The sequence below is a fragment of the Mesorhizobium sp. M0496 genome (genome assembly GCF_040321205.1).
GTDB lineage: Bacteria > Pseudomonadota > Alphaproteobacteria > Rhizobiales > Rhizobiaceae > Mesorhizobium.
The window spans coordinates 113,962-137,833 of the sequence record NZ_JAMYRC010000010.1; the positions used below are offsets into that span (position 1 = coordinate 113,962).

22 protein-coding genes are annotated in these 23,872 nt (G+C 63.8%); 18 read left to right on the top strand and 4 right to left on the bottom strand.

The window, feature by feature from the left end; all coding sequences use genetic code 11:
* Positions 1–28 precede the first annotated feature (28 nt).
* The 3 genes from NKI73_RS12305 to NKI73_RS12315 all read right to left on the bottom strand — a co-directional run bounded on the left by NKI73_RS12305 (position 29) and on the right by NKI73_RS12315 (position 3,185).
* A complete protein-coding gene (locus NKI73_RS12305; protein WP_352629876.1) occupies positions 29–511 on the bottom strand; it encodes a MarR family winged helix-turn-helix transcriptional regulator in 483 nt (160 codons plus the stop codon).
* The gene (locus NKI73_RS12310) at positions 511–2,082 is read right to left on the bottom strand and encodes a phytoene desaturase family protein (RefSeq protein WP_352629877.1); all 1,572 of its coding nucleotides are present in this window, start codon (positions 2,080–2,082) and stop codon (positions 511–513) included. The genes NKI73_RS12305 and NKI73_RS12310 overlap by 1 nt, the downstream gene beginning before the upstream one ends.
* A gap of 311 nt (positions 2,083–2,393) precedes the next feature.
* Positions 2,394–3,185 carry a cyclase family protein gene (locus NKI73_RS12315; protein WP_352629879.1) on the bottom strand — a complete coding sequence of 264 codons (792 nt, stop codon included), beginning with the start codon at positions 3,183–3,185 and terminating at the stop codon, positions 2,394–2,396.
* A gap of 119 nt (positions 3,186–3,304) precedes the next feature.
* Here NKI73_RS12315 and NKI73_RS12320 point away from each other — a divergent pair, with 119 nt between their 5' ends.
* The 13 genes from NKI73_RS12320 (at position 3,305) to NKI73_RS12380 (ending at position 17,453) form a co-directional block, all read left to right on the top strand.
* Positions 3,305–4,879 (top strand): phytoene desaturase family protein, encoded by a 1,575-nt coding sequence (locus NKI73_RS12320; protein ID WP_352629880.1) that lies wholly within the window; start codon positions 3,305–3,307, stop codon positions 4,877–4,879.
* A gap of 114 nt (positions 4,880–4,993) precedes the next feature.
* Entirely contained in the window at positions 4,994–6,523 is a 1,530-nt protein-coding gene (locus NKI73_RS12325) for an ABC transporter substrate-binding protein (RefSeq protein WP_352629882.1), read from the top strand.
* Between the two features lie 217 nt (positions 6,524–6,740).
* Entirely contained in the window at positions 6,741–7,748 is a 1,008-nt protein-coding gene (locus tag NKI73_RS12330; protein ID WP_352629884.1) for an ABC transporter permease, read from the top strand.
* Entirely contained in the window at positions 7,741–8,589 is an 849-nt protein-coding gene (locus NKI73_RS12335; protein WP_352629886.1) for an ABC transporter permease, read from the top strand. Before NKI73_RS12330 ends, NKI73_RS12335 begins: the two co-directional genes overlap by 8 nt.
* Positions 8,586–9,464 (top strand): ABC transporter ATP-binding protein, encoded by an 879-nt coding sequence (locus NKI73_RS12340; protein WP_352629888.1) that lies wholly within the window; start codon positions 8,586–8,588, stop codon positions 9,462–9,464. The genes NKI73_RS12335 and NKI73_RS12340 overlap by 4 nt, the downstream gene beginning before the upstream one ends.
* Positions 9,457–10,293, top strand: a complete 837-nt coding sequence (locus tag NKI73_RS12345; protein ID WP_352629890.1) for an ATP-binding cassette domain-containing protein — start codon at positions 9,457–9,459, stop codon at positions 10,291–10,293. Before NKI73_RS12340 ends, NKI73_RS12345 begins: the two co-directional genes overlap by 8 nt.
* A gap of 79 nt (positions 10,294–10,372) precedes the next feature.
* On the top strand, positions 10,373–10,972 hold the full coding sequence (locus tag NKI73_RS12350) for a VOC family protein (RefSeq protein WP_352629892.1): 600 nt from the start codon (positions 10,373–10,375) through the stop codon (positions 10,970–10,972).
* 140 nt (positions 10,973–11,112) lie between these two features.
* Positions 11,113–13,401, top strand: a complete 2,289-nt coding sequence (locus NKI73_RS12355; RefSeq protein WP_352629895.1) for a bifunctional salicylyl-CoA 5-hydroxylase/oxidoreductase — start codon at positions 11,113–11,115, stop codon at positions 13,399–13,401.
* A gap of 199 nt (positions 13,402–13,600) precedes the next feature.
* The gene (locus NKI73_RS12360) at positions 13,601–14,359 is read left to right on the top strand and encodes an SDR family NAD(P)-dependent oxidoreductase (RefSeq protein WP_352629897.1); all 759 of its coding nucleotides are present in this window, start codon (positions 13,601–13,603) and stop codon (positions 14,357–14,359) included.
* Positions 14,353–14,823: a MarR family winged helix-turn-helix transcriptional regulator gene (locus tag NKI73_RS12365; RefSeq protein WP_352629899.1), complete on the top strand. Its 471-nt coding sequence runs from the start codon at positions 14,353–14,355 to the stop codon at positions 14,821–14,823. The genes NKI73_RS12360 and NKI73_RS12365 overlap by 7 nt, the downstream gene beginning before the upstream one ends.
* Complete coding sequence (locus tag NKI73_RS12370; protein WP_352629901.1) at positions 14,820–15,632, top strand: enoyl-CoA hydratase family protein; 813 nt, start codon at positions 14,820–14,822, stop codon at positions 15,630–15,632. The genes NKI73_RS12365 and NKI73_RS12370 overlap by 4 nt, the downstream gene beginning before the upstream one ends.
* A 213-nt stretch (positions 15,633–15,845) precedes the next feature.
* Positions 15,846–16,994: an acyl-CoA dehydrogenase family protein gene (locus tag NKI73_RS12375; protein WP_352629903.1), complete on the top strand. Its 1,149-nt coding sequence runs from the start codon at positions 15,846–15,848 to the stop codon at positions 16,992–16,994.
* A gap of 63 nt (positions 16,995–17,057) precedes the next feature.
* Positions 17,058–17,453 carry a RidA family protein gene (locus NKI73_RS12380; protein WP_352629905.1) on the top strand — a complete coding sequence of 132 codons (396 nt, stop codon included), beginning with the start codon at positions 17,058–17,060 and terminating at the stop codon, positions 17,451–17,453.
* 24 nt (positions 17,454–17,477) lie between these two features.
* Here NKI73_RS12380 and NKI73_RS12385 read toward each other — a convergent pair whose 3' ends face one another.
* The gene (locus NKI73_RS12385; protein ID WP_352629907.1) at positions 17,478–18,569 is read right to left on the bottom strand and encodes an LLM class flavin-dependent oxidoreductase; all 1,092 of its coding nucleotides are present in this window, start codon (positions 18,567–18,569) and stop codon (positions 17,478–17,480) included.
* Positions 18,570–18,690: 121 nt separating this feature from the next.
* On the opposite strand from NKI73_RS12385, the gene NKI73_RS12390 reads away from it, so the two are divergent.
* The 5 genes from NKI73_RS12390 to NKI73_RS12410 all read left to right on the top strand — a co-directional run bounded on the left by NKI73_RS12390 (position 18,691) and on the right by NKI73_RS12410 (position 23,859).
* Complete coding sequence (locus NKI73_RS12390) at positions 18,691–19,467, top strand: HpcH/HpaI aldolase family protein (protein WP_352629909.1); 777 nt, start codon at positions 18,691–18,693, stop codon at positions 19,465–19,467.
* 175 nt (positions 19,468–19,642) lie between these two features.
* Entirely contained in the window at positions 19,643–20,842 is a 1,200-nt protein-coding gene (locus NKI73_RS12395) for a pyridoxal phosphate-dependent aminotransferase (protein WP_352629911.1), read from the top strand.
* Between the two features lie 73 nt (positions 20,843–20,915).
* Complete coding sequence (locus NKI73_RS12400; RefSeq protein ID WP_352629913.1) at positions 20,916–21,713, top strand: ABC transporter substrate-binding protein; 798 nt, start codon at positions 20,916–20,918, stop codon at positions 21,711–21,713.
* A gap of 151 nt (positions 21,714–21,864) precedes the next feature.
* Entirely contained in the window at positions 21,865–22,539 is a 675-nt protein-coding gene (locus NKI73_RS12405; protein WP_352629915.1) for an amino acid ABC transporter permease, read from the top strand.
* 45 nt (positions 22,540–22,584) lie between these two features.
* Positions 22,585–23,859 (top strand): cysteine desulfurase-like protein, encoded by a 1,275-nt coding sequence (locus NKI73_RS12410; RefSeq protein ID WP_352629917.1) that lies wholly within the window; start codon positions 22,585–22,587, stop codon positions 23,857–23,859.
* Positions 23,860–23,872: the final 13 nt, after the last annotated feature.

The window sequence follows — 23,872 nt, forward strand, 5'->3', positions numbered from 1 at the left end:
TACCGCCCGGGGTTGGCGGCGCGTAGGTCTAGATGTCGTGCTTGCGGATGTTCTTCAGCATCTTCAAAAGCGTGGCGATGAGTGCGGAATATTCGGCGTCGTCGATATCGTCGAACATCGCCTCGAACGCGTCATGCATGGCCGGCCAGGCGCGGGTGAACTCAGTGCGGCCGTCATCGGTCAGGAACACATGGCGGATGCGGCTGTCGGTGACGCCCTGCTCGCGCCGCACAAGGCCCTGGCCCTCCAGCGAGTCGAGCGTCCGGCTCAAGGTCGACTGCTCGATGACAGTATAGACCGAGAGGTCGTTGACGGTGATGCCGTCGGTGACCGACAGCACCGCCAACGTGCGGACCTGCGGGATGGTCAGGCCCTGCTTGCGGAAATCGTCGCGCAAGGTGGCGTTGTAGCGGCCCATGATGCGGTTCATCAGATAGGGCGCGAATTGCTGCAGGCCGATCTGCCCCAAGGTCGAAATGCGCTGGCGCTTTTCCGGAACTTTCTGTTCCATCACAGCCTCCCCGCCAGGAGAAAGCCGGAGCCGCCGCCGAGCCCCGCACCCGGATGGGTCGAGGCGCCGATATGGTAGAGACCCTTGATGCCGGTCTGATGGTTGCGGCTGGTCTTGAACGGCCGCCACAGGAACGACTGGTCGAGGGTCGAGGAGCCGCCATAAGGGTCGCCGCCGACCAGATTGATGTTCATCGCTTCGAGGTCGGCTGGAGAATAGGCCCGGCGCGCAATGACGCTATCCCTAAAGCCGTCGATGTGGCTGGCAAGGATCGCTTCTGCACGGTCGGCATAGGCATCGCGCAGCGCGTCGGTCCATTGCCCGTCAGCCGGCGCCTGCAGCTTGTCCGCCGCGTCACCCTTGATGTGGCGAGGTGCCTCGGGCAGTTGCAGCCACAGGATCGCCTTGCCCGGCGGACAGCGCGACGGATCGAGTGCATGCGGCTGGCCGACGCAGATGGTCGGCACCTCCGGCAGCATGCCGCGCGCTGCTTCGTTGCAGGCTTTCGACACGCCATCCAGTCCCGGCGTCAGGTGCAGCAACGCCACCTTGTCCAGCCCTTCGCCCGGCCATGCCGGCGGCTTGTTAAGCGCATAATGGACCTGGAAATTGCCTTTGCCGTAACGATATTTCTGCGTCGCCTCGACATCAGCTTTGGGCGCATCCGCGCCGAGCAGCCGGCCATAGAGCTGCGTCGGCGTGACCGAGCAGATAACGCTCTTCTTCGCATGGACGATTTCGCCCGAGGCCAGCCGCACGCCGGTGGCGCGGCCCCCGGTCTGGATGATGGAAGCAACGTCCGCTTCGGTGGAGATGACGCCGCCGCGCTCGGTAATGAGTGCTTCGAAGGCCGAAAGCAGGTTCTTCGCGCCGCCCTTGACGATCGGCGCGCCGGCCGCCTCGAGTGCAAAGGCGATCACCCTGGCGATCTGGCCGGAGAAGGCGTCTTCGGGACCGAGCCCGGCATGCAGCACCCAAGGTGCCCACAGCGCACGGATGGTCTCCGACTGGTAGGTGCTTTCGAGCCAGCTGCGCGCCGGCACCAGCGCTTCGCCGAGAAAGGCGGCAAGGCCGCGCGGGCCGCGCCGCCAGGCATCACCGGCCAGCAGCTTGGCGGTCGGATAGGACCACAGGCTGCCACCGAGCAGGCCGAACAGCAGACCGGCATTGCGCTCGATGCCGCCGACATCCTCCGCGTGCCGGTCACCGTCGCCTGCCGCGATCGCATTGAGGGCGGCGACATTGGCGGCGCGGTCGGTGCTGAGCACGGCATGGCTGCCGTCCGGCCGCAGCACGCCGGTTGGCGTGCCGGTATGGCAGAACTCCAGACCATGCCGCGCAAGGTCGGCGCCGAGTGCCGCAAAGGCCGGCGAGGTGATGAACAGTACGAAGGTCGTCGCCATCACATCATGGATGAAGCCGGGCGCGGTGATCTCCTCGGTGCGCATACAACCGCCAATGCGGTCGTTGCGCTCGAGGACGAGCACCTTGGCACCCTTGCCGCCGAGCATCGCCGCGCAGACCAGCGCGTTGATGCCGCTGCCGACGATGATGTGATCCGGCGCGTTCATTGGGGGATGCTCTCAGTCGGCAGGCAGTGGGGTTCAATTGCGTGGAATTGCGCTCTACGGCGCCCCCCTCTGTCCTGCCGGACATCTCCCCCTCTTGGGGGGAGATTGGCAGCTTTGGCGCTCCGCTCATTCCTGCGACTTTGGAGATTGGCTAAGATGGCAATGACAGTCGATCTCCCCCCTTGAGGGGGAGATGTCCGGCAGGACAGAAGGGGGCGCCGTAGAGTGGCGGCGTTGCAAGGCTGCCACCCTCCACCCGTCATCGGGACATTGCCTACACACATGATCTTCACCCGAAGACCCACCTCGTCCTATTGCTTCGACACCAGCGCCAGCGCGCGGATCGGGCTGCCTGTGCCGTGCTCGATCTTCAGCGGTGCGGCGATCAGGATGGCGCCCTTCGGCGGCAGCTGGTCGAGGTTGCAAAGGCTGGCGAGGCCATAGCGGTTGGCCTTGTGCATCAGCGTGTGCGCCGGGAATGGCGGCTCCATGCCGCCGGCCTTGCCGGCATCGGTGCCGATCGTCTCTGAGCCCCAGCCCTTGATGTCCTTGCTGATCAGGAACTGGATGGCTTCGGCGGTCGGGCCGGGCGTGTGCGGGCCGGTCTCGTTGGCGTTGAGGAACTCGGCTTCCGAGCCGTTGCGCTTGTACCAGTCGGTGCGCATCACCACCCATTCGCCAGCATTGATGGCGCCATGCTTGGCTTCCCACGCCTTGATGTGGTCGACGGTGAGCAGGAAATCAGGGTCGGCGGCGGCTTCCTTCGAACAGTCGATGACATTGACCGGGCCGACGAAATTCTGCGCCGGAATGGTGTCGGTGGCGCCGTCGGCATAGTCCTTGCCGGAGATCCAGTGCTGCGGCGCGTCGAAATGCGTGCCGGAATGCTCGCCGAGCTTCAGCCAGTTCCAGGCCCACCAGGGACCGTTCTTATCATAGCGGGAGATCGAGTGGATCTCGATCTTGGGCGTGTCGACGGCGAGTTCCGGCGGCAGCTTGATCAGTGGCGTGTCCGGTCCTAGCGGCGCTGTCAGGTCGACCACCTTGATGGCGCCTAAAAGAAGCTGGCCGGCGACTTCGCCGAGGAGTTTTTGGGTGTCCATGGTCTCTGTTCCCTCTTTCGTGATGATCATCAAGGCTCGTCTCGGCCCTTAATATCCTACTAGACGAAAACATATGCATCTGCAATTATCTTTAAGCATAAAGGAAATGGGAACGGGGCGTGAGCGAGTTCGACGCCATCTTTGTCGGGGCGGGCCACAACAGTCTGGCATGCGCCGCGCATTTGGCGCTCAAAGGCTGGAAAACCGGGATTTTCGAGCGCAACGCAACAATAGGCGGCGCCGTCCAGACGCGCGAGTTCACCCTTCCCGGCTTCCGCCACGATTTCGGCGCGATGAATCTCAGCCTGTTCGCCGGCTCGGCCTTCCACCGTAAATATGCAAATGAATTGAAAGCACAGGGGCTGGAGTTCGCGCCGGTCGCCGATTGTTTCGCCAGCGCCTTTCCGGACGGTCGCTGGTTCGGCGTCAGCAACGATCTGGAAAAGACCACTGCCCGCATGGCCGCCTTCTCCGCCGCCGATGCCTCGACATGGCGCAGATTGGTCGCCGCCTTCCCGGCGGAGGCCGAGCATCTGTTCCGGCTGCTGGGTTCGCCGATGAGCGCACGTGCTCTTGCCGGCACCGCCTGGAACCTGTGGCGCAAGAAGGGCATGTCGGGGGTGCTCGGTACGGGACGGCTGCTGCTGTCATCGCCCCGCGCCTGGCTCGAGGAGACTTTCGAGTCGCCTCATATCAGGGCAACGCTCGCCACCTGGGGCATGCATCTCGACTTCGCGCCCGACATCGCCGGGGGTGCCGTGTTCCCCTATCTGGAGTCGATGGCCAACCAGAGCTTTGGCATGGTGCTGGGCAAGGGAGGCGCCGACACCATTATCCGCGCCCTGTCAGGCATGGTCAGGTCTGCCGGCGGCAAGATCGTCACCGGCGCCGAGGTGGCCGAGATCACGGTTTCCGCTGGCAAGGCGGCCAGCGTGCGGCTCGCTTCCGGTGAGATCCACACAGCGACCAAGGCGGTCATCGCAGGCGTCGCGCCCAAGGCGCTGACCGGCAAGCTGCTGCCCAATGGTTCGGGTGACGCCGGCTTCGATAGGGCGATGCAAAAATTCCGCCATGCGCCGGGCACGATGATGATCCATCTGGCGCTCGATGAATTGCCGGACTGGCGCGCCGGAGTGGAGCTGCGGCAGTTCGCCTATGTTCATCTGTCGCCGTCGCTCGATGCCATGTCACGCACCTATCAGCAGGCGATGGCGGGCATGCTGCCTGACGAGCCGGTTCTGGTCGTCGGCCAGCCGACTGCGATTGATCCATCGCGGGCGCCCGAGGGCAAACATGTGCTGTGGGTGCAGGTGCGCATGCTGCCCGCTGAAATCACAGGCGATGCCGCCGGCAAGATCGCGCCCGCGCATTGGGACCAGGTCAAGGAGGTCTACGCCGACCGTGTCCTCGACATCATCGAGACCTATGCACCCAGCCTGCGAAACAATATCCTCGGCCGCGCTGTCTTCTCGCCCATCGATCTCGAGCGCGAAAATCCGAACCTCGTCGGCGGCGACCAGGTTTGCGGCAGCCATCATCTGGCGCAGAATTTCCTGTTTCGCCCGGCGCGCGGCTACGCCGGCTGGAACACGCCGATCGGCAATCTCCATCTCACGGGTGCCGCGACATGGCCTGGTGCCGGCACTGGTGCGGCTTCGGGCTACATGCTCGCGCAACAGCTTGGCGGGAGGTAGGAGCGACGATTCCGTAGAGGCGACGAAAGGCAAGGCGCTGCTGCCCACGAAGCCTGAACCAATAAAGTGACATTGCCGCGCGACGAAAACAGAAAACCAACAAGGGGAACGACCATGACAATCAACAGACGCGAATTGCTGGGATACAGTGCCGCGGCACTCGGGGTGGCGGCAGTCGGCCTGCCGCAGATCGCCAAGGCGGCTGCCGGTGAACTGACCATCGCCTATAACGTCAACCTGCCGTCCTGGGACCCGACCACCGGACCTTCGGCCGTCAACCCGACGATCCAGGGGCTGTATCAGTCGGTATTCGACCAGTTCATCCCGCAGAAGCCCGATTTGTCCTTCGCGCCAGGGCTGCTCACCGAATGGGGCTGGAACGACGACCGCACCAAGATCACGATGACGGTGCGCGAAGGCGTGACCTGGCATGACGGCTCGCCGTTCACGGCGGAAGACGTAGTCTGGTCGCTGCAGCGGGCGGGTGACGAAAAGACCGGCAACCCTATCCAGTTCGTCTGGAAGAACGTCAACAATTTCAAGATCGACGGCAACAAGATCACCGGCGACGTCGTGCAGTTCGACCCGGTCTATTTCAAATGGATGTCGTTCCTGACCGGCTACATCCTGCCGAAGGCCTATTACGAAAAGGTCGGCGCCGAAGGCTTCGAGAAGGCGCCGATCGGTACCGGCCCCTACATGGTCGAAAAATTCGAGCGCAACGCCTTCCTGCGGCTGAAGGCCAACCCGAACTACTGGGGCGGCAAGCCGGCCTTCGAGAATGTGACGATCAAGTTCGTCGCTGATGCGGCAAGCCGCGTCGCAGAGATCGAGTCCGGCTCCTCGCAGGTGACGCTTGAAATTCCCTATGAGGAATATGACCGGCTGATCGCCAAGGACGGGCTGGCCGGCTCGTGCAAGAACGTCTCCGACATCGGCATGATCTTCTTCAACGACATCGAGGCGATGCTGGACAAGAACGTCCGCCAGGCAGCCGTCATGTCGATCGACAAGAAGCTGCTGGTCGATCGCCTGCTGCGCGGCTACGGCCAGCCGATCGACACGCTGGAGACGCCGGAATACACGGCCTATGATGCGTCGATCAAGGTCGAGCACAATCCGGAAAAGGCCAAGGAATTGCTGGCCGCCTCCGGCTACTCGCCGGAAAAGCCGGTCAAGTTTACCATCCAGACCACCAAGGGCTTCAAGCCCAAGGACTATGAGATGATCCAGGCGATCGTCGGCATGTGGCGCAAGGTCGGCATCGAGGCGACGATCGAGGTCTATGAGATCGCCAAGCACTACGAGTTGCGCGCCGCCGACAAGCTGGCGCCGGCCGCCTTCTACAACTGGGGCAATGCTATCGGTGACCCGACCACCTCGACCGGCTTTGCCATGTACGGCCCGAGCCCGCATTCGGTGTGGGACAGCCAGGACCTGATCGACATGATCAACCCGCTATGGGGCGAGAAGGACGAGGCCAAGCGCATTGCTGGCTGGAAGGCCGTCGACAAATACATCGCCGATCAGGCCTATGTGCTGCCGCTGATGCAGTATGCGCAGCCGATCGTGCATGCCAAGAGCGTCAATGTGGTGCAGCATGTGTCCGGCGCGCTGCTGCCGGCCCTGATGACTCCGGCCTGATATCGGCGAGGAGACGCTGTCGCGAGACGGCGTGTCCTTTCCAACTGCGCAGGCCCCCTCATCCGGCCCTTCGGGCCACCTTCTCCCCGCTGGGGAGAAGAGACTGGCTCAGCCGTCTGCGACCTCTTCTCCCCTCGGGGGAAGGTGGCCGCGAAGCGGCCGGATGAGGGGGCTGTTCGTTCCATCAGTCACTGAAACGCATTGGGCCTACGCCAGAATGCTCCTGCAAAGATTCCTGGTCCGTCTTCTGGCGATGCTGATCACGCTGTTCGGCGTGGCCGTCGTCGTCTTTGTCGTGATCCGTGTCGCGCCCGGCGATCCGATCGCCATGATGCTGCCGCCCGGCGCAACGGATGCCGACATCGACCGGCTGCGGGCGCTCTACGGGCTCGACAAAACCATCGTGCAGCAGTTCTTCATCTGGCTGTCCGGCGTCGTCAGGGGCGATTTCGGCACCTCGATCTCGCTCAGGCAGGACGTACTCGGCCTTGTCTTCAACCGGCTGCCGGCGACGCTGGAACTCGCCATCGTCGCGCTTGTGATGGCGGTGGCACTCGGCGGCACGACGGCGGTCATCGGCGCACGCGAGCGCGGCACGGCGATCGAGGCCGGCATCGACATCGCCAGCGGTGCGGCGCTTTCCATTCCCGATTTCCTGTGGGGCCTGGTGCTGATCCTGTTGTTCGGTGTGCTGGTGCCGATCTTCGACATTTCCGGCCGGGTTTCGCCGCAGCTCGACCTGCCCTTCGTCACCCAGTTCTATCTGTTCGAGAGCTTGCTTCGCCTGCGCCTCGACCTCACCTGGGATCTCCTGAAACACATGCTGATGCCGGCGGTGGCGCTGGCTCTGCCATTGGCGGCGATCATCTCGCAGCTGTTGAAACAGTCGCTGAAGGAAGTGCTCGACCTCGACTATGTCGTGCTGGCACGGGTGAAAGGGTTTTCGGAAACGCAGGTCATCCTGCGCGAGGCGCTGAAGAATGCCGCCCTGCCGACGCTGACGCTGGTCGGCGTGCAGTTCACCTTCCTCATCGGCGGCACGGTCATCGTCGAACGGCTGTTTTCCTATGAGGGCCTCGGCAACATGGCGATCGATGCCGTCATCAACCGCGACCTGCCGCTGATCCAGGGCATCGTGCTGGTCTTCGCGCTGCTGTTCGTGCTGATCAACCTCACCGTGGACATGATGTATGCGCTGCTCAATCCGAGGCTGCGCCATGGATGAGGGCCGTGCTCGAAGGCGTGGTGTGTCGCCGCGCTTGTGGCTGGCCGGCGGCTGGCTGCTGCTGGCGCTTCTGGCCGCGATCTTTGCGCCGTTGGTCGCGCCGCAGGATCCGCTGGCGCAGGATCTGATGCTGGAACGGCTGCCGCCGTTCTGGATCAGCGGCGCCGAACCCGGCTATTGGCTGGGCACCGACAGCCTCGGCCGCGATCTGTTGTCCCGGCTGATCTTCGGCGGCCGCATTGCCTTCATCGTCGCTTTTGCGGCTGCGATCGCCGCCTGCCTGGTCGGCTCGATGCTAGGACTGGTCGCCGGCTATTTCGGCGGCTGGGCCGATCGCATCATCTCGCGCATCGTCGATGTCTGGATGGCGTTTCCGCCGGTGCTGTTCGCTATCCTTCTGGTGGCGGTGCTCGGCACTGGGCTCAGCTCCGTGATCCTCGCCATCGCCATCATCGACTGGACGCGTTTCTGCCGGGTGATCCGCGCCGAAACGATGGGCCAAGCGCGCATGGATTATGTCGAGAATGCCCGCATCGCCGGTTATGGCCGCATCGGCATCATGCTGCGCGAGGTTCTGCCCAATGTGCTGCCGTCGATCGTGGCGCTGCTGTCGCTGGAAATGGGTATCGCCGTCATCGTCGAGGCGATCCTGTCCTTCGTCAATCTGTCGATCTCGACCGACGACCCGACCTGGGGCGGCATCATCGCCGAGGGACGGCTGTCGATCCACCAGGCCTGGTGGGTGCTGGTGTTCCCGCTGATCACGCTGATCCTGACCGTGCTGTCGTTCAGCCAGTTCGGCGAGGCGCTGAAGACGCGTTTCGATCCGGTGCTGCGATGAGCGCCTGTCTCGACATCAGGGATCTGAGCGCCGTGCTGCCCAACGGCCAGCGCGTGCTGCGCTCAGTGTCGCTTGCCGTCCAGCCCGGCGAGGTCCGCGCCCTGGTCGGCGAGAGCGGCGCCGGCAAGACGATGATCGGCAAGGCGGTGCTCGGCGTGCTGCCGTCGAGCGTGCGCATCGTCGAAGGCGATATGCTGCTCGAAGGCGAGGATCTCGGCCGGCTTCAGCCAAAGGCAAGGCGCACGCTGATTGGCGCCCGCACGGCGCTGATCCCGCAGGATCCGCTGACCGCGCTCAACCCGTCGCGCCGCATCGGCTCGCAGATGACCGACCGGCTGGTGCGCATTCTCGGCTGGAGTGGCGAGAGGGCCGATACCCGCATTCGCCAGTTGCTCGACGAGGTGCAGATCCGCGACCCCGACCGCGTGCTCAAAAGCTATCCGCACGAGCTTTCCGGCGGCATGCGCCAGCGGGTGCTGATCGCCGCTGCCTTCGCCGCCGAGCCCCGGCTGATCGTTGCCGACGAACCGACGACGGCGCTCGACGTCACCGTGCAGAAGCAGATCCTGCGGCTGATCGTGCAGTTGCAGCGCGAGCATGGCACGGCGATCCTGTTCGTCACCCACGATCTCGGCGTCGTCGCCAAGATCAGCCAGAAGGTCTCGGTGCTCTATGCCGGCAAGGTCGTTGAAGAGGCCGAGACGGCTGCTCTCTTCGCTGCCCCGCAACACCCCTACACGCGCGCGCTGATGGCTGCGACGCCGCGCTACACCGACCCGTTTGCCTCGCTGAAACCAGTGGATGACGCTGTGCTGGCCGGGCTTGCTTCAGAGATCGCTGCCGCCGATCAGGCTTGGAGGCGGCCGCATGGTTGAGCCGCTGTTTTCCGTGCGCGGGCTGAAGGTCGCGCTGCCCGACATGACGCGCAAACCGCTGATCGGCCGCGCGCCGCTGGCCGAGATCCTGAAAGGCCTGGATTTCGACCTGCCCAAGGGCTCGGTGACCGGGATCGTCGGCGAATCCGGATCCGGCAAATCGACGCTCGGCCGCGCTTTGGTGCGCCTCTTGGAGCCCAGCGCCGGAAGCATCAGCTTCGACGGCCGCGATATCACCCATCTGCCGGAAGCGGAGCTCAGGCCACTGCGGCGCAATCTGCAGATGATCTTCCAGGATCCTATGTCGTCGCTCAACCCGCGCCGCACCATTGCCAGCATCATCGCTGCACCGCTGAAACAGAATGGCCTTGGCAACAATCTGAAGGCGCGCGTCGCCGAGGCCTTGCAGCGCGTCGGCCTGCCGCAAAGCTTTGCCGGCCGCTACCGCCACGAACTGTCGGGCGGCCAGCGACAGCGCGTCGGCATTGCCCGCGCGCTGGCGCTGTCGCCGAAATTCGTGCTGGCCGATGAAATCGTCTCCGGCCTCGACGTCTCGACGCAAGCGCAGATCCTCACCCTGCTGGAGAAGCTTGCGGCGGAGATGGGGCTGACGGTCGCTTTCATCAGCCACGATCTGTCCGTCATTCGGCGGCTGTGCCGGCAAGTGATCGTCATGCGCGAAGGCGTGATCGTCGAAGCCAGCGCCACCGACGCCTTGTTCGAAAACCCGCGGCAAAGCTACACGCGCGACCTAATCGCAGCCATTCCGCTGCCCGAGATCGACCCGGGCTGGCTGGACATCCCTGCCGCCGCCAAGGCTCCGACATGAATGCACACGCACGCCGAAAAGCGGGCCTCGGACGTGCGACCGGCAAAGACCCAAGTCCCGCCAATGGAGGAGGACTAACATGAAGAGGATACTTCGAAACGCAACGCTCGCAGTGGCGATGTTGGGCAGCGCCGGCATCGCCACCGCCAGCTCGATCCCGGGCATGCGCGGCCATGATCACACCGGCATCACGGTGCCCGACATGAAGCAGGCGGTCGACTTCTTCACCGAAGTGGTCGGCTGCAAGAAGGCGATGTCGTTTGGCCCGTTCGCCGACGACAAGGGCACCTTCATGCAGGATCTTCTGGGCGTCGACCCGAAGGCGGTGATCGAAGAGGTCACCATGGTGCGTTGCGGCTATGGATCGAACATCGAGCTGTTCAAATACACAGCGCCCGACCAGAAGGACCTGACGCCGAAGAACAGCGACATAGGCGGCTTCCACATCGCCTTCTATGTCGACGATGTCGCCGCCGCCAAAGCCTATCTCGACGGCAAGGGCGTCAAGACAAGGATGGGACCATTGCCGGTCAAGGAAGGACCGGCCGCCGGCCAGACCATCCTCTACTTCCAAGCGCCCTGGGGGCTGCAATTGGAAGCGATCAGCTATCCCTCGGGGATGGCCTACGAGAAGGGTGCGGAGACCGTTTTGTGGAGCCCGAAGAGCCCGGAAAAATGATGGGAATGCGTGCTTGCGGATGTCCCGCAAGCACGCCACACAGATGCGACGTTGAATCATTTCGATATGAAACTTTAAGCTTGAAATAATTTGCCGCCGGCGCGATACTGAAACCAGCAAGCGAAGAGGAGATCGCAGACATGAAGGTTGCGGTTCTCGGCGGTGGACCAGCCGGCCTCTACTTTGCCATTTCGATGAAACTCAGGGACGCCGCGCACGATGTGACGGTGTTCGAGCGCAACCGCGCCGACGACACGTTCGGCTGGGGCGTCGTGCTGTCGGCCGAGACGCTCGACAATCTGTCGAAGAACGATCCGGTCAGCGCCGTCTGGATCAAGAAGCACTTTGCTTACTGGGACGACATCGCTGTCATCCATGACGGCGTGCGAACTGTTTCGACGGGGCACGGTTTCTGCGGCATCGGCCGCAAGCGGCTGTTGGTCCTGTTGCAGCGCCGGGCGCGCGAACTCGGCGTCAAGCTGATGTTCGAGACCGATATCGCCGACCCGAAACCCTACATGGAAACGCATGATCTTGTCGTCGCTGCCGACGGGCTGAATTCCAGGGCGCGCAACACCTTCGTTGACGTCTTCAAACCCGACATCGACACCCGCAAATGCAAGTTCGTCTGGCTCGGAACCAACCAGAAATTCGACGACGCCTTCACCTTCATCTTCGAGAAGACCGAGCATGGCTGGGTGTGGGCGCACGCCTACCAGTTCGACAGCGATACCGCGACCTTCATCGTCGAATGCAGCGAACAGACCTGGGCTGCCTTTGGCTTCGGCGCGATGTCGCAGCAGGAATCGATCGCTGTCTGCGAGCGCATCTTCGCCAAGCATCTCGGCGGCCACGCGCTGATGACCAATGCCAACCATATCAGGGGTTCGGCCTGGATCAATTTCCCGCGCGTGCTGTGCGAGCGCTGGTCGTACAAGAATTTGGCCTTGATGGGCGATGCGGCGGCGTCAGCGCATTTCTCGATCGGCTCCGGCACTAAACTCGCATTGGAAAGCGCGGTGGCGCTGGCCGAGTATGTCGAGTCCGAACCGGACCTTGAGGCCGCGTTCCGTAGATATGAGGATGCTCGCCGCACCGAGGTGCTGAAGCTGCAATCGGCGGCGCGCAATTCGCTCGAATGGTTCGAGGAGGTGGAGCGCTATCTCGGCCTCGATCCGGTGCAGTTCAACTATTCATTGCTGACCCGCTCGCAGCGCATCAGTCACGAGAATCTGCGGCTGCGCGACGCCGAATGGCTTGGCGGTGCGGAGGAATGGTTCCAGCGCCAGGCGGGCGCCGGCGGCATGCGCCGCGCGCCGATGTTCGCGCCGTTCAAGCTGCGCGACCTGACGCTGCAGAACCGCATCGTCGTCTCGCCGATGGCGCAGTACAAGGCCGTCGACGGCTGTCCGACCGACTGGCATTTCACCCACTATGCCGAGCGCGCCAAGGGTGGCGCAGGCCTCATCTATATCGAGATGACCTGCGTCAGTCCCGAGGGTCGCATCACGCCTGGCTGTCCCGGATTCTACGCGCCCGAACATGAAGTGGCGTGGAAACGGCTGGTCGATTTCGTCCACGCCGAGACCGAAGCCAAGATCTGCGCCCAGATCGGCCATTCCGGCGCCAAGGGCTCGACCCGGCTTGGCTGGGAAGGCAACGACGTGCCGCTGGTATCAGGCAACTGGCCTGTCATGGCGGCCTCGGCCGTCGCGTGGTCACCTGAGAATCAGGTGCCGAAGGCGATGGACCGCGCCGATATGGACAGGGTGCGCGACGAATTCGTGGCTTCGGCCGAGATGGCCGATCGCTGCGGCTTCGACATGCTCGAAATCCACGCCGCGCACGGCTATCTCCTGTCGTCGTTCATCACGCCGGTCACCAACCGGCGCACGGATGCCTATGGCGGCTCGCTGGAAAACCGCATGCGCTATCCCCTCGAAGTCTTCCGCGCGGTGCGCGCCGCATGGCCGGCCGAGAAGCCGATCTCGATGCGCATTTCGGCTAATGACTGGGTCGGCATCGAAGGCGTGACGCCTGCCGACGCGGTCGAGATCGCACGGCTGCTGCATGAGGCCGGCATCGACATCTGCGACGTCTCGGCCGGCCAGACATCGGCGCTGGCAAAGCCCGTCTACGGCCGCATGTTCCAGACGCCGTTTTCCGACCGCATCCGAAACGAGGTCGGCATGGCCACCATGGCGGTCGGTAACATCTACGAGCCGGACCATGTCAACTCGATCCTGATGGCTGGTCGCGCCGATCTGGTGGCGCTGGCACGGCCGCATCTCGCCGATCCCTACTGGACCTTGCATGCCGCGGTCACGCTCGGCGACCGCGGCGTCAAATGGCCGGATCCCTATTTGCCTGGGCGCGACCAGCTCTACCGGCTGGCCGAGCGCGATGCGGCGGCGGGGCTGAAAGTATGAGTGCTTTTCGCTTGCTACGTCGGCGCTGTACCCCCATCCCTAGCCCCTCCCCACAGGGGGGAGGGGGACTATGTTGCGTTCGACCCAGCGGAAACCGCATAAGTTTGCGATCGATAGGTGCTGCTGCTGCCTTCTCCCTCCCCCTAGTGGGGAGGGTTAGGGGTGGGGGTACTTGGCGCCAAGTTTCGAGGATTGGCGCATGATCGCGGGCAAGCATGCGCTGGTCACTGGCGGCGGCTCCGGCGTTGGCCGAGCCATCGCGCTGGCTCTGGCGGATGCCGGCATCGACGTGACCATCTGCGGCCGCCGGGAAGCGGAGCTTGCCAAGGTCGCCGGCGAAAACGACCGCATCTCCGGCATCGCCGCCGATGTCACCGATGAGGCGGCGATGGCGTCGCTTTACGAGAGGGCGGAAGCCGTGCGTGGGCCCTTCGACATCGTCGTCGCCAATGCCGGCATGGCCGGCAGCACGCCGGCCCACAAGACCACCCTTGCCGACTGGCAGCGGACACTCGACGTCAATCTGACCGGCGCCTTCCTGACGGTGAAACCGGCGCTGGCCGGCATGGCCGCGCGCAAGGCGGGGCGGATCGTCTTCATTGCCTCCACGGCAGGGCTGAAAGGCTACGCCTATGTCGCGCCTTACGTCGCCGCCAAGCATGGCGTCGTCGGCCTGATGCGGGCTCTTGCCGCCGAGACGGCGAAGTCCGGCGTCACCGTCAACGCGGTGTGCCCGGGCTTTGTGGAAACCGAAATGCTGGAGGAATCCATCCAGCGCATCATCGATAAGACCGGCCGTTCGGTCGAACAGGCGCGGTCGAGCCTGGCCTCGACCAATCCGCAAGGCCGCTTCATCCAACCGCGAGAGGTCGCCGCCGCCGTGCTGTGGCTGTGTGGCGACGCCGCCCAATCGATCACCGGACAGGCGATTTCCATCTCAGGAGGCGAAACATGGTAGCCGGCCCCCTGCCCGCGCCGTCGGGACCCGGCAAGGACCGCTTGCGTCTGTGGATCAGGCTGCTGCGTGCCTCGCGCACGATCGAGGCCGAGCTGCGCGAGCGCCTGAAGAAGGAGTTCAACACGACGCTGCCGCGCTTCGACGTGATGGCAGCCCTTTATCGGGTGCCGGAAGGCATGCTGATGAGCGACCTGTCGCGCTTCCTGCTGGTGTCCAACGGCAATGTCACCGGGATCGTCGACCGGCTGGTTTCGGAAGGACTAGTGGCGCGTGCGAGGCGCAATGGCGACCGCCGCACCTCGATGGTGCGGCTGACCGAGGAAGGCACGCAAACCTTTGCCGCCATCGCCGCGGCGCATGAAGGCTGGATCGGCGAATTGCTGGGCAAGGTCAGCGAGGACGACGCGCGCCGGCTGACCGGCATGCTGACCTCGTTCCGCAGCAACTGGGAGGGACGCGAATGACCGAGATGGCCGGGCGCAAGCCGAAGCATTTCCTGTGGGAGGTCGATGGCAGGATCGCCAAGGTCCGGCTCGACCGGCCGGAGCGCAAGAACCCGCTGACCTTCGACAGCTATGCCGAACTGCGCGATACGTTCCGCGACCTCGTCTATGCCGACGACGTCGACGCCGTGGTGTTCCTGTCCAATGGCGGCAATTTCTGCTCCGGCGGCGATGTCCACGACATCATCGGCCCGCTGGTCAAGATGGACATGAAGCAGCTTCTCGCCTTCACCCGCATGACCGGCGATTTCGTCAAGGCCATGCTGAATTGCGGCAAGCCGATCATTGCGGCGGTCGATGGCGTCGCGGTCGGCGCCGGCGCCATCATCGCCATGAGTTCGGACATCCGCATCGCTACGCCGGAAGCGAAGACGGCGTTCCTGTTCACCCGCGTCGGCCTCGCCGGCTGCGACATGGGCGCTTGTGCGATCCTGCCGCGCATCATCGGCCAGGGCCGCGCCGCAGAACTGCTCTACACCGGCCGCACCATGACGGCTGATGAAGGCGAGCGCTGGGGTTTCTACAACCGGCTGGTCGATGCCGCAGCGCTGGAGGCAGACGCGCTCGACATGGCGGCGCGCATCGTCTCCGGCCCGACCTTCGCCCACGGCATCACCAAGACGCAGCTCAACCAGGAATGGTCGATGGGCCTCGACCAGGCGATCGAGGCGGAAGCGCAGGCGCAGGCGATCTGCATGCAGACCCGCGACTTCGAGCGCGCCTACCAGGCGTTCGTGGCCAAGGAAAAGCCGGTGTTCGAGGGGGATTGAGGATGGTAGGTTTGCGCCCAGGCACCCCCCTCTGGCCTACCGGCCATCTCCCCCGCAAAGGGGGAGATCGGCTGTACGTCTTGTTTTCGCCAATCTCCAACGTTGCCAGGTCGAAGCCGTCGGCAAGGCTGCCAATCTCCCCCCTTGCGGGGGAGATGTCCGGCAGGACAGAGGGGGGTGCGACGGATCGCGACGAAAATCGAGGGCGCGCCCATGCCTGACCGTTCCTTCCTCAACTGGCCGTTCTTCGAAGACCACCATCGCGCGCTGGCCGACCAACTGGAGGCGTGGTGCGCAAAAAACCTGCCGGTCGATCACCATGATGTCGATGCCGCCTGCCGCGAGCTGGTGGCCAAGCTTGGCCGGGACGGCTGGCTGAAGCCGACGGCTGTCGACACCGACAATCCGGGGCCACTCGACGTCCGCACATTGTGCATTACGCGCGAGACGCTCGCGCGCCATGACGGGCTCGCCGATTTCGCCTTCGCCATGCAGGGGCTGGGCACCGGGGCGCTCAGCCTGTTCGGTACGCCGCAGCAGCAGCAATGGCTGGCAAAGACACGTGCCGGCAAGGCGATTTCCGCCTTTGCCCTGTCGGAGCCGCGCTCGGGATCGGATGTCGCCAACACCGAAATGACGGCGACCCGCGACGGCGACAGTTACGTTCTGTCCGGCGAAAAGACCTGGATCTCCAATGGCGGCATCGCCGATCTCTACGTCGTCTTTGCCCGCACCGGCGAGGCGCCGGGCGCCAAGGGGCTCTCCGCCTTCCTCGTGCCTGATAACACCAAGGGCCTTGGCATTGCCGAACGGCTCGAAGTGATTGCGCCGCATCCGCTGGCGCGGATGTCGTTCGATCAGGTCCGGCTGCCGGCCGCGGCGCTGATCGGCAGACCGGGCGACGGCTTCCGCATCGCCATGTCGGTGCTCGACGTGTTCCGCTCGACTGTCGGTGCGGCAGCCCTCGGCTTTGCCCGCCGCGCGCTGGATGAAAGCATCAAACGCGTAGCCGAGCGCAAACTGTTCGGCGCGCCGATGGGCGAACTGCAGATGGTGCAGGGCCATATCGCCGACATGGCGCTGGACGTGGATGCGGCGGCGCTGCTGGTCTACCGCGCCGCATGGACCAAGGATATGGGTGCGCCCCGCGTCACCCGCGAGGCGGCGATGGCCAAGCTGTTTGCCACCGACAAGGCGCAAGAGGTGATCGACAAGGCCGTGCAGCTGCATGGCGGCGACGGTGTCCGCAAAGGCCATATCGTCGAAAGCCTGTATCGCGAGATCCGCGCGCTGCGCATCTATGAGGGTGCCTCCGACGTGCAGAAGGTGGTGATCGCGCGACAAGTGATGGGCGCGGCCTGACGGCAGAGATTTGACGGGCATTCGATTTTGAAAATTGGTTTTTGGAATACCGGGAGGTTTTGAATGCACACGATTCTGCAGCCGGAAGGCTGGGCAAAACCTGTCGGTTACGCCAATGGCGTCGCGGCACGCGGGCAACTCGTCTTCGTTGGCGGACAGGTCGGCTGGAACGGCCAATGCCAGTTCGAGACCGACGACTTCGTCGGCCAGGTGAAGCAGACGCTCGAAAACATCGTCGCGGTGCTGGCCGAGGCCAGCGCCGGACCGCAGCACATCACCTCGATGACCTGGTATTTTACCGACAAGGCCGAATACCTCGCCAGCCTCAAGGGCATTGGCGAGGTCTATCGCGAAGTGATCGGCCGGCACTTTCCGGCGATGGCCGCCATGCAGGTGATGGCGCTGGTCGAGGATCGCGCTAAGGTGGAAATCCAGGCGACCGCCGTCATTCCGGAATAATCTATTGGCTGGCCTAGGAATAAATTATTCGCGCAGGCCCGCCTGTCTCAAAATCGGCAGCACGTTATCGCAGAAATAGGGCAGCTCCTGCGTGTAATTGACGAAGGACAGCGCGATGCCCTGATAGCCGTGCCCGGCAATGGCGACCATGTCGGCGGCGATTGTTTCCGGCGTTCCAATCAGCGGGTAGGTGCCGGCGCCGCCGGCGAAACGCTGCCGGTAACGGTCATAGGCATGCGGGTCGTGCGATTGCGAGAATTCCTTCTTGCCGGCCATGTGGGCATCGACTGCATCGTGGTCCGCCATCTCAACCGCGTAGCTGTTATAATAGGCCTGCGACTCTTCCATCGTCGGGCGGCAGACGACATGCGCAACGGTATAGACGCCGACGTCGCGGCCTGCCTTGTCGGCCCGCTCGCCGATGTCGGCGACATGCTTGCCGGCATCGCTCATTTCCGAAAAGGTCGTGAACAGATAATCGCATCGGGCGGCGGCGAAATCTCGGCCCGGCCCGCCGAAAGCAGCGTTCATGGTCACGGGTCGCGGAACTTGCAGACTGGCCGGTCGGCTCACCGCTTCCTTGAGGTGATAATAGGTGCCTTCGTAATCGAGCGGCTCAGCCGACGCATAAAGCTTTTCGAGGATTTCAATCCATTCCGCCGCCTGGTCGTAGCCCTTCTCGACCAGCGGCGTGCCGAACATGCCGAATTCCTTCGGGTTCCAGCCGCAGACGATGTTCAAGCCGGCGCGGCCCTGGCTGATATGGTCGACCGTCGCCAGCGCCTTGGCGGCATAGAGCGGATGCACCAGCGGCACATGCACGGTCATGAACAGGCCGATCTGTTCGGTGGCGACCGCAAGAGCCGCCGCCCAGGTGAAGGTCTCGAACGACCATTCGCGCACCTTGTTGCGACCGCCAAAACCGCGCCAGCGCGCGATCGGCAGCATGAACTCCAGGCCTGCGCGGTCAGCGATCTGCGCGGCCGTGAGATTGTCCTGCCACCTCGCCGTCCAGCGTTCCGGAACATCGGTGATGGCAAGCCCGCCATCGGCATTGGTTGAAAAAACACCAAGCTTCAGCCTGTTCGGGCCGTGCAAGGGATGTGGTTTGTTCATGTCGCGACCTCCCGGCGAAGATCGCACGCTACGGCTCCGCGAAAATATTTCAAGCATGAAATAGCTTCGCCTCGCGATGGTTTGCGGATATGGATTCCGGCAGGAGGAGAAAGGGATCGGCATGAGCGAGTTCCGCCAGAAATGCATCGGCAAGACGAGCCTTGTCGGCTCCTTTGTCGCTATTCCCCATCCCGTCGCGGTCGAAGTGATGGCGCAGTCGGGCCTCGATTTCCTCTGCATCGACTGGGAGCATGCGCAGATCTCGCGGGACATGATCGAGACCATGGTGCGCGCGGCCGACGTGCATCGCGTGCCGGCCATGGTGCGCGTTCCCGGCCATGCGCCGGAAGCAATCCAGGCGGCGCTGGACAGTGGCGCGCAAGGTATGCTGGTGCCGCGCGTCTCGACCGCCGCCCAGGCCGAAGCAGCGGTGAAGGCCTCGCGCTATCCGCCCAGGGGCGAGCGCGGCGTCGGACCCGGCCGCGCCGCCGGCTATGGCTATCACATTCCCGAATATTTGGCCGGCGCCAACGACAGGATCGTCGTCGCGATCCAGGTCGAGACCGCGGAAGGGTTGGCCAACATCGACGCGATCGCGGCCGTCGACGGCATCGATGTGATCTTCGTCGGCCCCGGCGATCTTTCGGTGTCGATCGATGCACTCGGACCGAAAGGCGCTGACAAGCTCAATGCGGCGATCCGGACGATCGTCGGCGTGACGATCGCGCACGACAAGGCCGCCGGCATTTTTTGCGCCAGCCCGCAGCCTGTCGGGCAATGGGCAGCTATCGGCGCCAGCTTCTTCATCCTGGCCAGCGACACGATGTTTCTCGGGGCGGGTGCGGCCGCCGGTTCTTCCGCCGCGCGGGCCGAACTGGCACGAGGCGAGCGCGGCTAGCACAAAAAGGCGTATCGTCGGGGCAACATTCCGGCCAAACTTTTTAAGCTTAAAACTTTCGCCTTGAAAACCGCCGCACTTTGGATAAGCATTCCAAAATCGATGGCGATTGCCGTGCCGGAGGGGCTTGCCGGCCTGTTCATCGTGGTGTTCCGGGTGGGAGGGGTTTCAGTCCTTGTCGTTCATACTGCCCCAGTCATCGTCCAGCGCGCGCTATGCCTTCGATGGCGTGCGCGCACAAATCCGCGATCTGCACACAGAAAACATCGCCAACCTTGCCGTGCGGGCGCGTGAACTCGGCGATGTGATCGCGCTGTGGTATGGCGAAGGCGATATGGTGACGCCGGCCTTCATCCGCGACGCTGCCAAGGCCGCCTTCGATGAAGGCCTGACCTTCTACGTTCCCAACATGCGCGGGCACGCCCCGTTGAACGAGGCGCTGTCGGAGTACCAGACGCGCATCCATGGCCGGCCGATCCCGATCGCGCGCACTACGGTCACGCCGGGCGGCATGCAGGCGCTGTATCTGGCGCTGGAACTGCTGGTCGATACTGGCAGCAACGTCGTCTATGTCGCGCCGCAATGGCCCAACATCCACAACGCCATCCACCTGATCGGCGGCGAGCCACGGCCGTTTTCGCTCGACTTCAAGGGCGACTGGCATCTCGATCTCGACCGGCTGTTTGCGACCTGCGACGCACGCACGCGCGCGATCTTCCTGTCGACGCCATCCAACCCGACCGGCTGGACCGCATCGCGCGAGGAGATGCAGGCGCTGCTCGATTTCAGCCGGCGCACCGGCATCTGGATCATCTCCGACGAGGTCTATGGCCGGCTCTATTTCGACGGCAACGTTGCCCCTTCCATCCTGCAGATCGCCGAGGACGGCGACCGGGTGCTGTCGGTCAACAGCTTCTCCAAGGCCTGGGCAATGACCGGCTGGCGTATCGGCTGGCTGACGCATCCGTCCGGGGTGGCCGAGCAGCTCGGCGCCATGACCCAATATGTCAACAGCGGCACGGCAGCCCCCATCCAGGCCGGTGCGGTCGCAGCGATCCGGCAGGGCGAGCCGCTTGTCGAGGAGATCCGGCAGCGGATCAGAACCGGCCTTGACCTAGCCTATGACAGGCTGGCGGAAATTCCGGGCATCATCTTACCGACCAAACCGCGCGGCGGCATGTATGCCTTCTTCGCCATGGACGGCGAAAGCGACGCACGTCGCGCCTGCGCCAAGATCCTGGAGACGGCGCGCGTCGGGCTGGCGCCCGGCCATCTCTTTGGAAGTTCGGCCACGGCCTTCCTGCGGATGTGCGTGTGCCGTGAGCGTGACCAGATAGCGACCGCGCTCGACCGCATGGTCGCTGCCATGAATTGACGCCCTGCCTGAAGCGGGGCGGCAAAAAACCGTGCGGGAGCAACCCGCCCGATCAACAACAGAGGGAACACAAATGAGCTTCACTCGCCGTAAATTGCTTCTTCTCGCCGCCGCCATCGGCATCGCCGCCGGCCCCGCCACCGCCTATGCCGCCGACGTGCTGAATGTCGGCGCCTACCCGACCAATCCGCCGTTCGAATACAAGAACGAGAGCGGTACCTTCGAAGGCTTTGAAGTCGACATCGTCAACGAAGCAGCCAAGCGCGTCGGCATGACCACCGACATCGCCGATCTCGGCTTCCAGGCGCTGTTTGCCGCCACCACGTCGAAGCGCATCGACGTCGCCATTTCGTCGATCACCATCACGGCGGAGCGGCTGAAGTCGCAGTCGTTCACCCAGCCCTATTATGATTCAGACATGGGCATCGCCACCAAGACCGACAGCGCGATCAAGGCCGAAGCCGACCTCAAGGGCAAGATCGTCGGCGTGCTGTCCGGCTCGACCGGCGAGACCTGGGTCAAGGCGCATCAGGAAGCCGACGGCTTCAGCGACGTGAAGGGTTACGACACGCAGCAGAACCTGTTGCTCGACCTCAGCGCCGGACGCGTCGATGCCGCCGTCAGCGACATTCCAGGCATGGAGTATTCCTTCACCAAGATGAAGGACCTGGTCGTCAAAGAACGCATCAAGACCGGCGAACAATACGGCCTGATGATGACCAAGGACCACCCGCTGCTCGGCAAGCTGAACGACGCGCTGAGCGCGATGAAGAAGGACGGCACGCTGGCCGCCATCCACAAAAAGTGGTTCGGCAGCGACGCGCCCGCCGACTCTTCGACCATGAAGGAAATGCCGCTGCCGAAGGCCTGAGTGGTAATGCATTGAAATCGTGCCGGCTTTCCAGGCCGGCACGATTCATTTCATGCTCCAGCGCCGGCTTCCGCCGCAGGCACCTCGCCGTCGGTGAGGTCAATCGATTTTAACGTGAGCATTCTTTGCTCTGGGGTTCGGGAACGCTCCCATGTCGCTGCTCGACACCTTCTTCAACCCCGATGTCATCATGTCCAGCCTGCCGGCGCTGCTGCGCGGCTTCCTGAACACGCTGCTGCTCGGCATCTTAAGCATCGGCATCGGCATCCCCATCGGCCTGGTGATCAGCCTGGTGCGGCTCTATGCGCCGAAGCCGCTGCGCTGGCTCGCGGTCGGCTACACCGACATCTTCCGCGCCCTGCCGGTGCTGGTCGTGCTGATCCTGATCTACTACGCGCTGCCGTTCCTCGGCATCCGTCTGTCGTCCTGGGCGTCGGCGGTGACGGCGTTCGCCTTCATCATGTCGGCCTATTCGACCGAGGTGTTCCGCTCCGGCATTGAAAGCATTCCACGCGGCCAGTTCGAGGCATCACAGGCACTCGGCCTGCCGTTCCTGCTGACACTGCGCAAGGTGGTGCTGCCGCAAGCGATCCGCGTCGTCATCCCGCCGATGACCAGCAACTGCGTCTCGATGTTCAAGGACACTTCGCTCGCCTCCACCGTGGCGCTGCCGGAACTGTTGAAGGAAGCGACCAACGCGCAGTCGCTCTATGCCAACCCCTCGCCGCTAATCGGCGCGGCGCTTGTCTATCTCATCTTTCTCTGGCCGATGGTGCGCCTCGTCAGCCTGCTTGAAGAGCGCTTCAAGACCGAGAAGAAGCGCTGACGTCACCAACTGATCCCCGCCCAAGTCCTTTGCAGGAGCCTACCCGTGAACAGACATCAAACCGACAATGCGAGCGCAGCCGCGTTTCCCGTCGACACCATCCGCGCAATGTTTCCCGCTCTGCAGCGGGCCGGCGATTTCATTTTCTTGGACAACGCCGCCGGCGCGCAGATCCCGCAGAGCGTGCTCGACGCGGTGACCAACCATCTGGTTTCGCACAATGTGCAGCGTGGCGGCCGCTATCGCCGCAGCGTCACCGTCGACCAGTCGGTCGCCGATGCGCGGACAAGTGTCGCGCTGCTGATCAACGCCTACAGCCCGGCGGAAATCTGCTTCGGCATGAACGCCACTTCGTTCATCCGCCTGGTTAGCCTCGGCATCGGCCAGATGCTTCAGGAGCGTGATGAGATCGTCATCACCGACATGGACCACGACGCCAACATCGCGACATGGCTGGCGCTGGAATCCGCCGGCGCCAAGTTCAAATGGTGGCGGATGCGCGAGGACGGCAATCTGCATGTCGACGATCTGCGCCCGCTGGTTTCTGACCGCACCCGCCTCGTCGCCTGCACTGTCACCGCGCATTCGATTGGCTCGATCGTCGATGTCGCTTCCGTGGCTGGGATCGCGCACGCGGCCGGCGCCGAAGTGTTCCTCGACTGCGTGCATTACGGACCGCACGGGTTGATCGACGTGCAGGCCTGGGACTGCGACTATCTCGTCTGCTCCGGCTACAAGAACTTCTCGCCGCATATGGGCTTCCTGTGGGGCCGTTTCGAAACGCTGAAGCGGCTGCCGACCTTCCGCGAGGATTTCATCCCCGACGAGCCGCCCTACAAGGTCGAGGCCGGCACCTTCATCTACGAGAACGTCTCGGGGATGGATGCCGCTGTGCAGTATCTGGAACTGATCGGCCGCAATCTTGCGCCCTCCAACAACCGCTCGCGGCGTGAAAACATCGTCGCCGGCATGAGCGCCATCCGCGACTACGAGCTGGTGCTGGCGCGCGAGATGCTTGCGGTGCTGAAAGGTTGCGGCGCGACCATCTATGGCGTTGCCGACGAGGCCCGCATCACCGAACGCGTACCGACCTTCTGCTTCAACATCGGCAAACTGTCGCCGCAGCGGATCGTCGAGGAAATGGCCGAACTGCAGATCGGCATCCGCGACGGCCACATGTACGCGCCACGGCTGATGAAGCGCCTCAACCTGTCAATGGACAGCGGCGCCATCCGCGCCTCGCTGGTCCACTACAACACACTCGAGGAAGTCCGGCGCTTCGGCGAAGCCCTGCGCGCCATCATCGCCAAATTGTCCTGAATAAAGGTGAGCC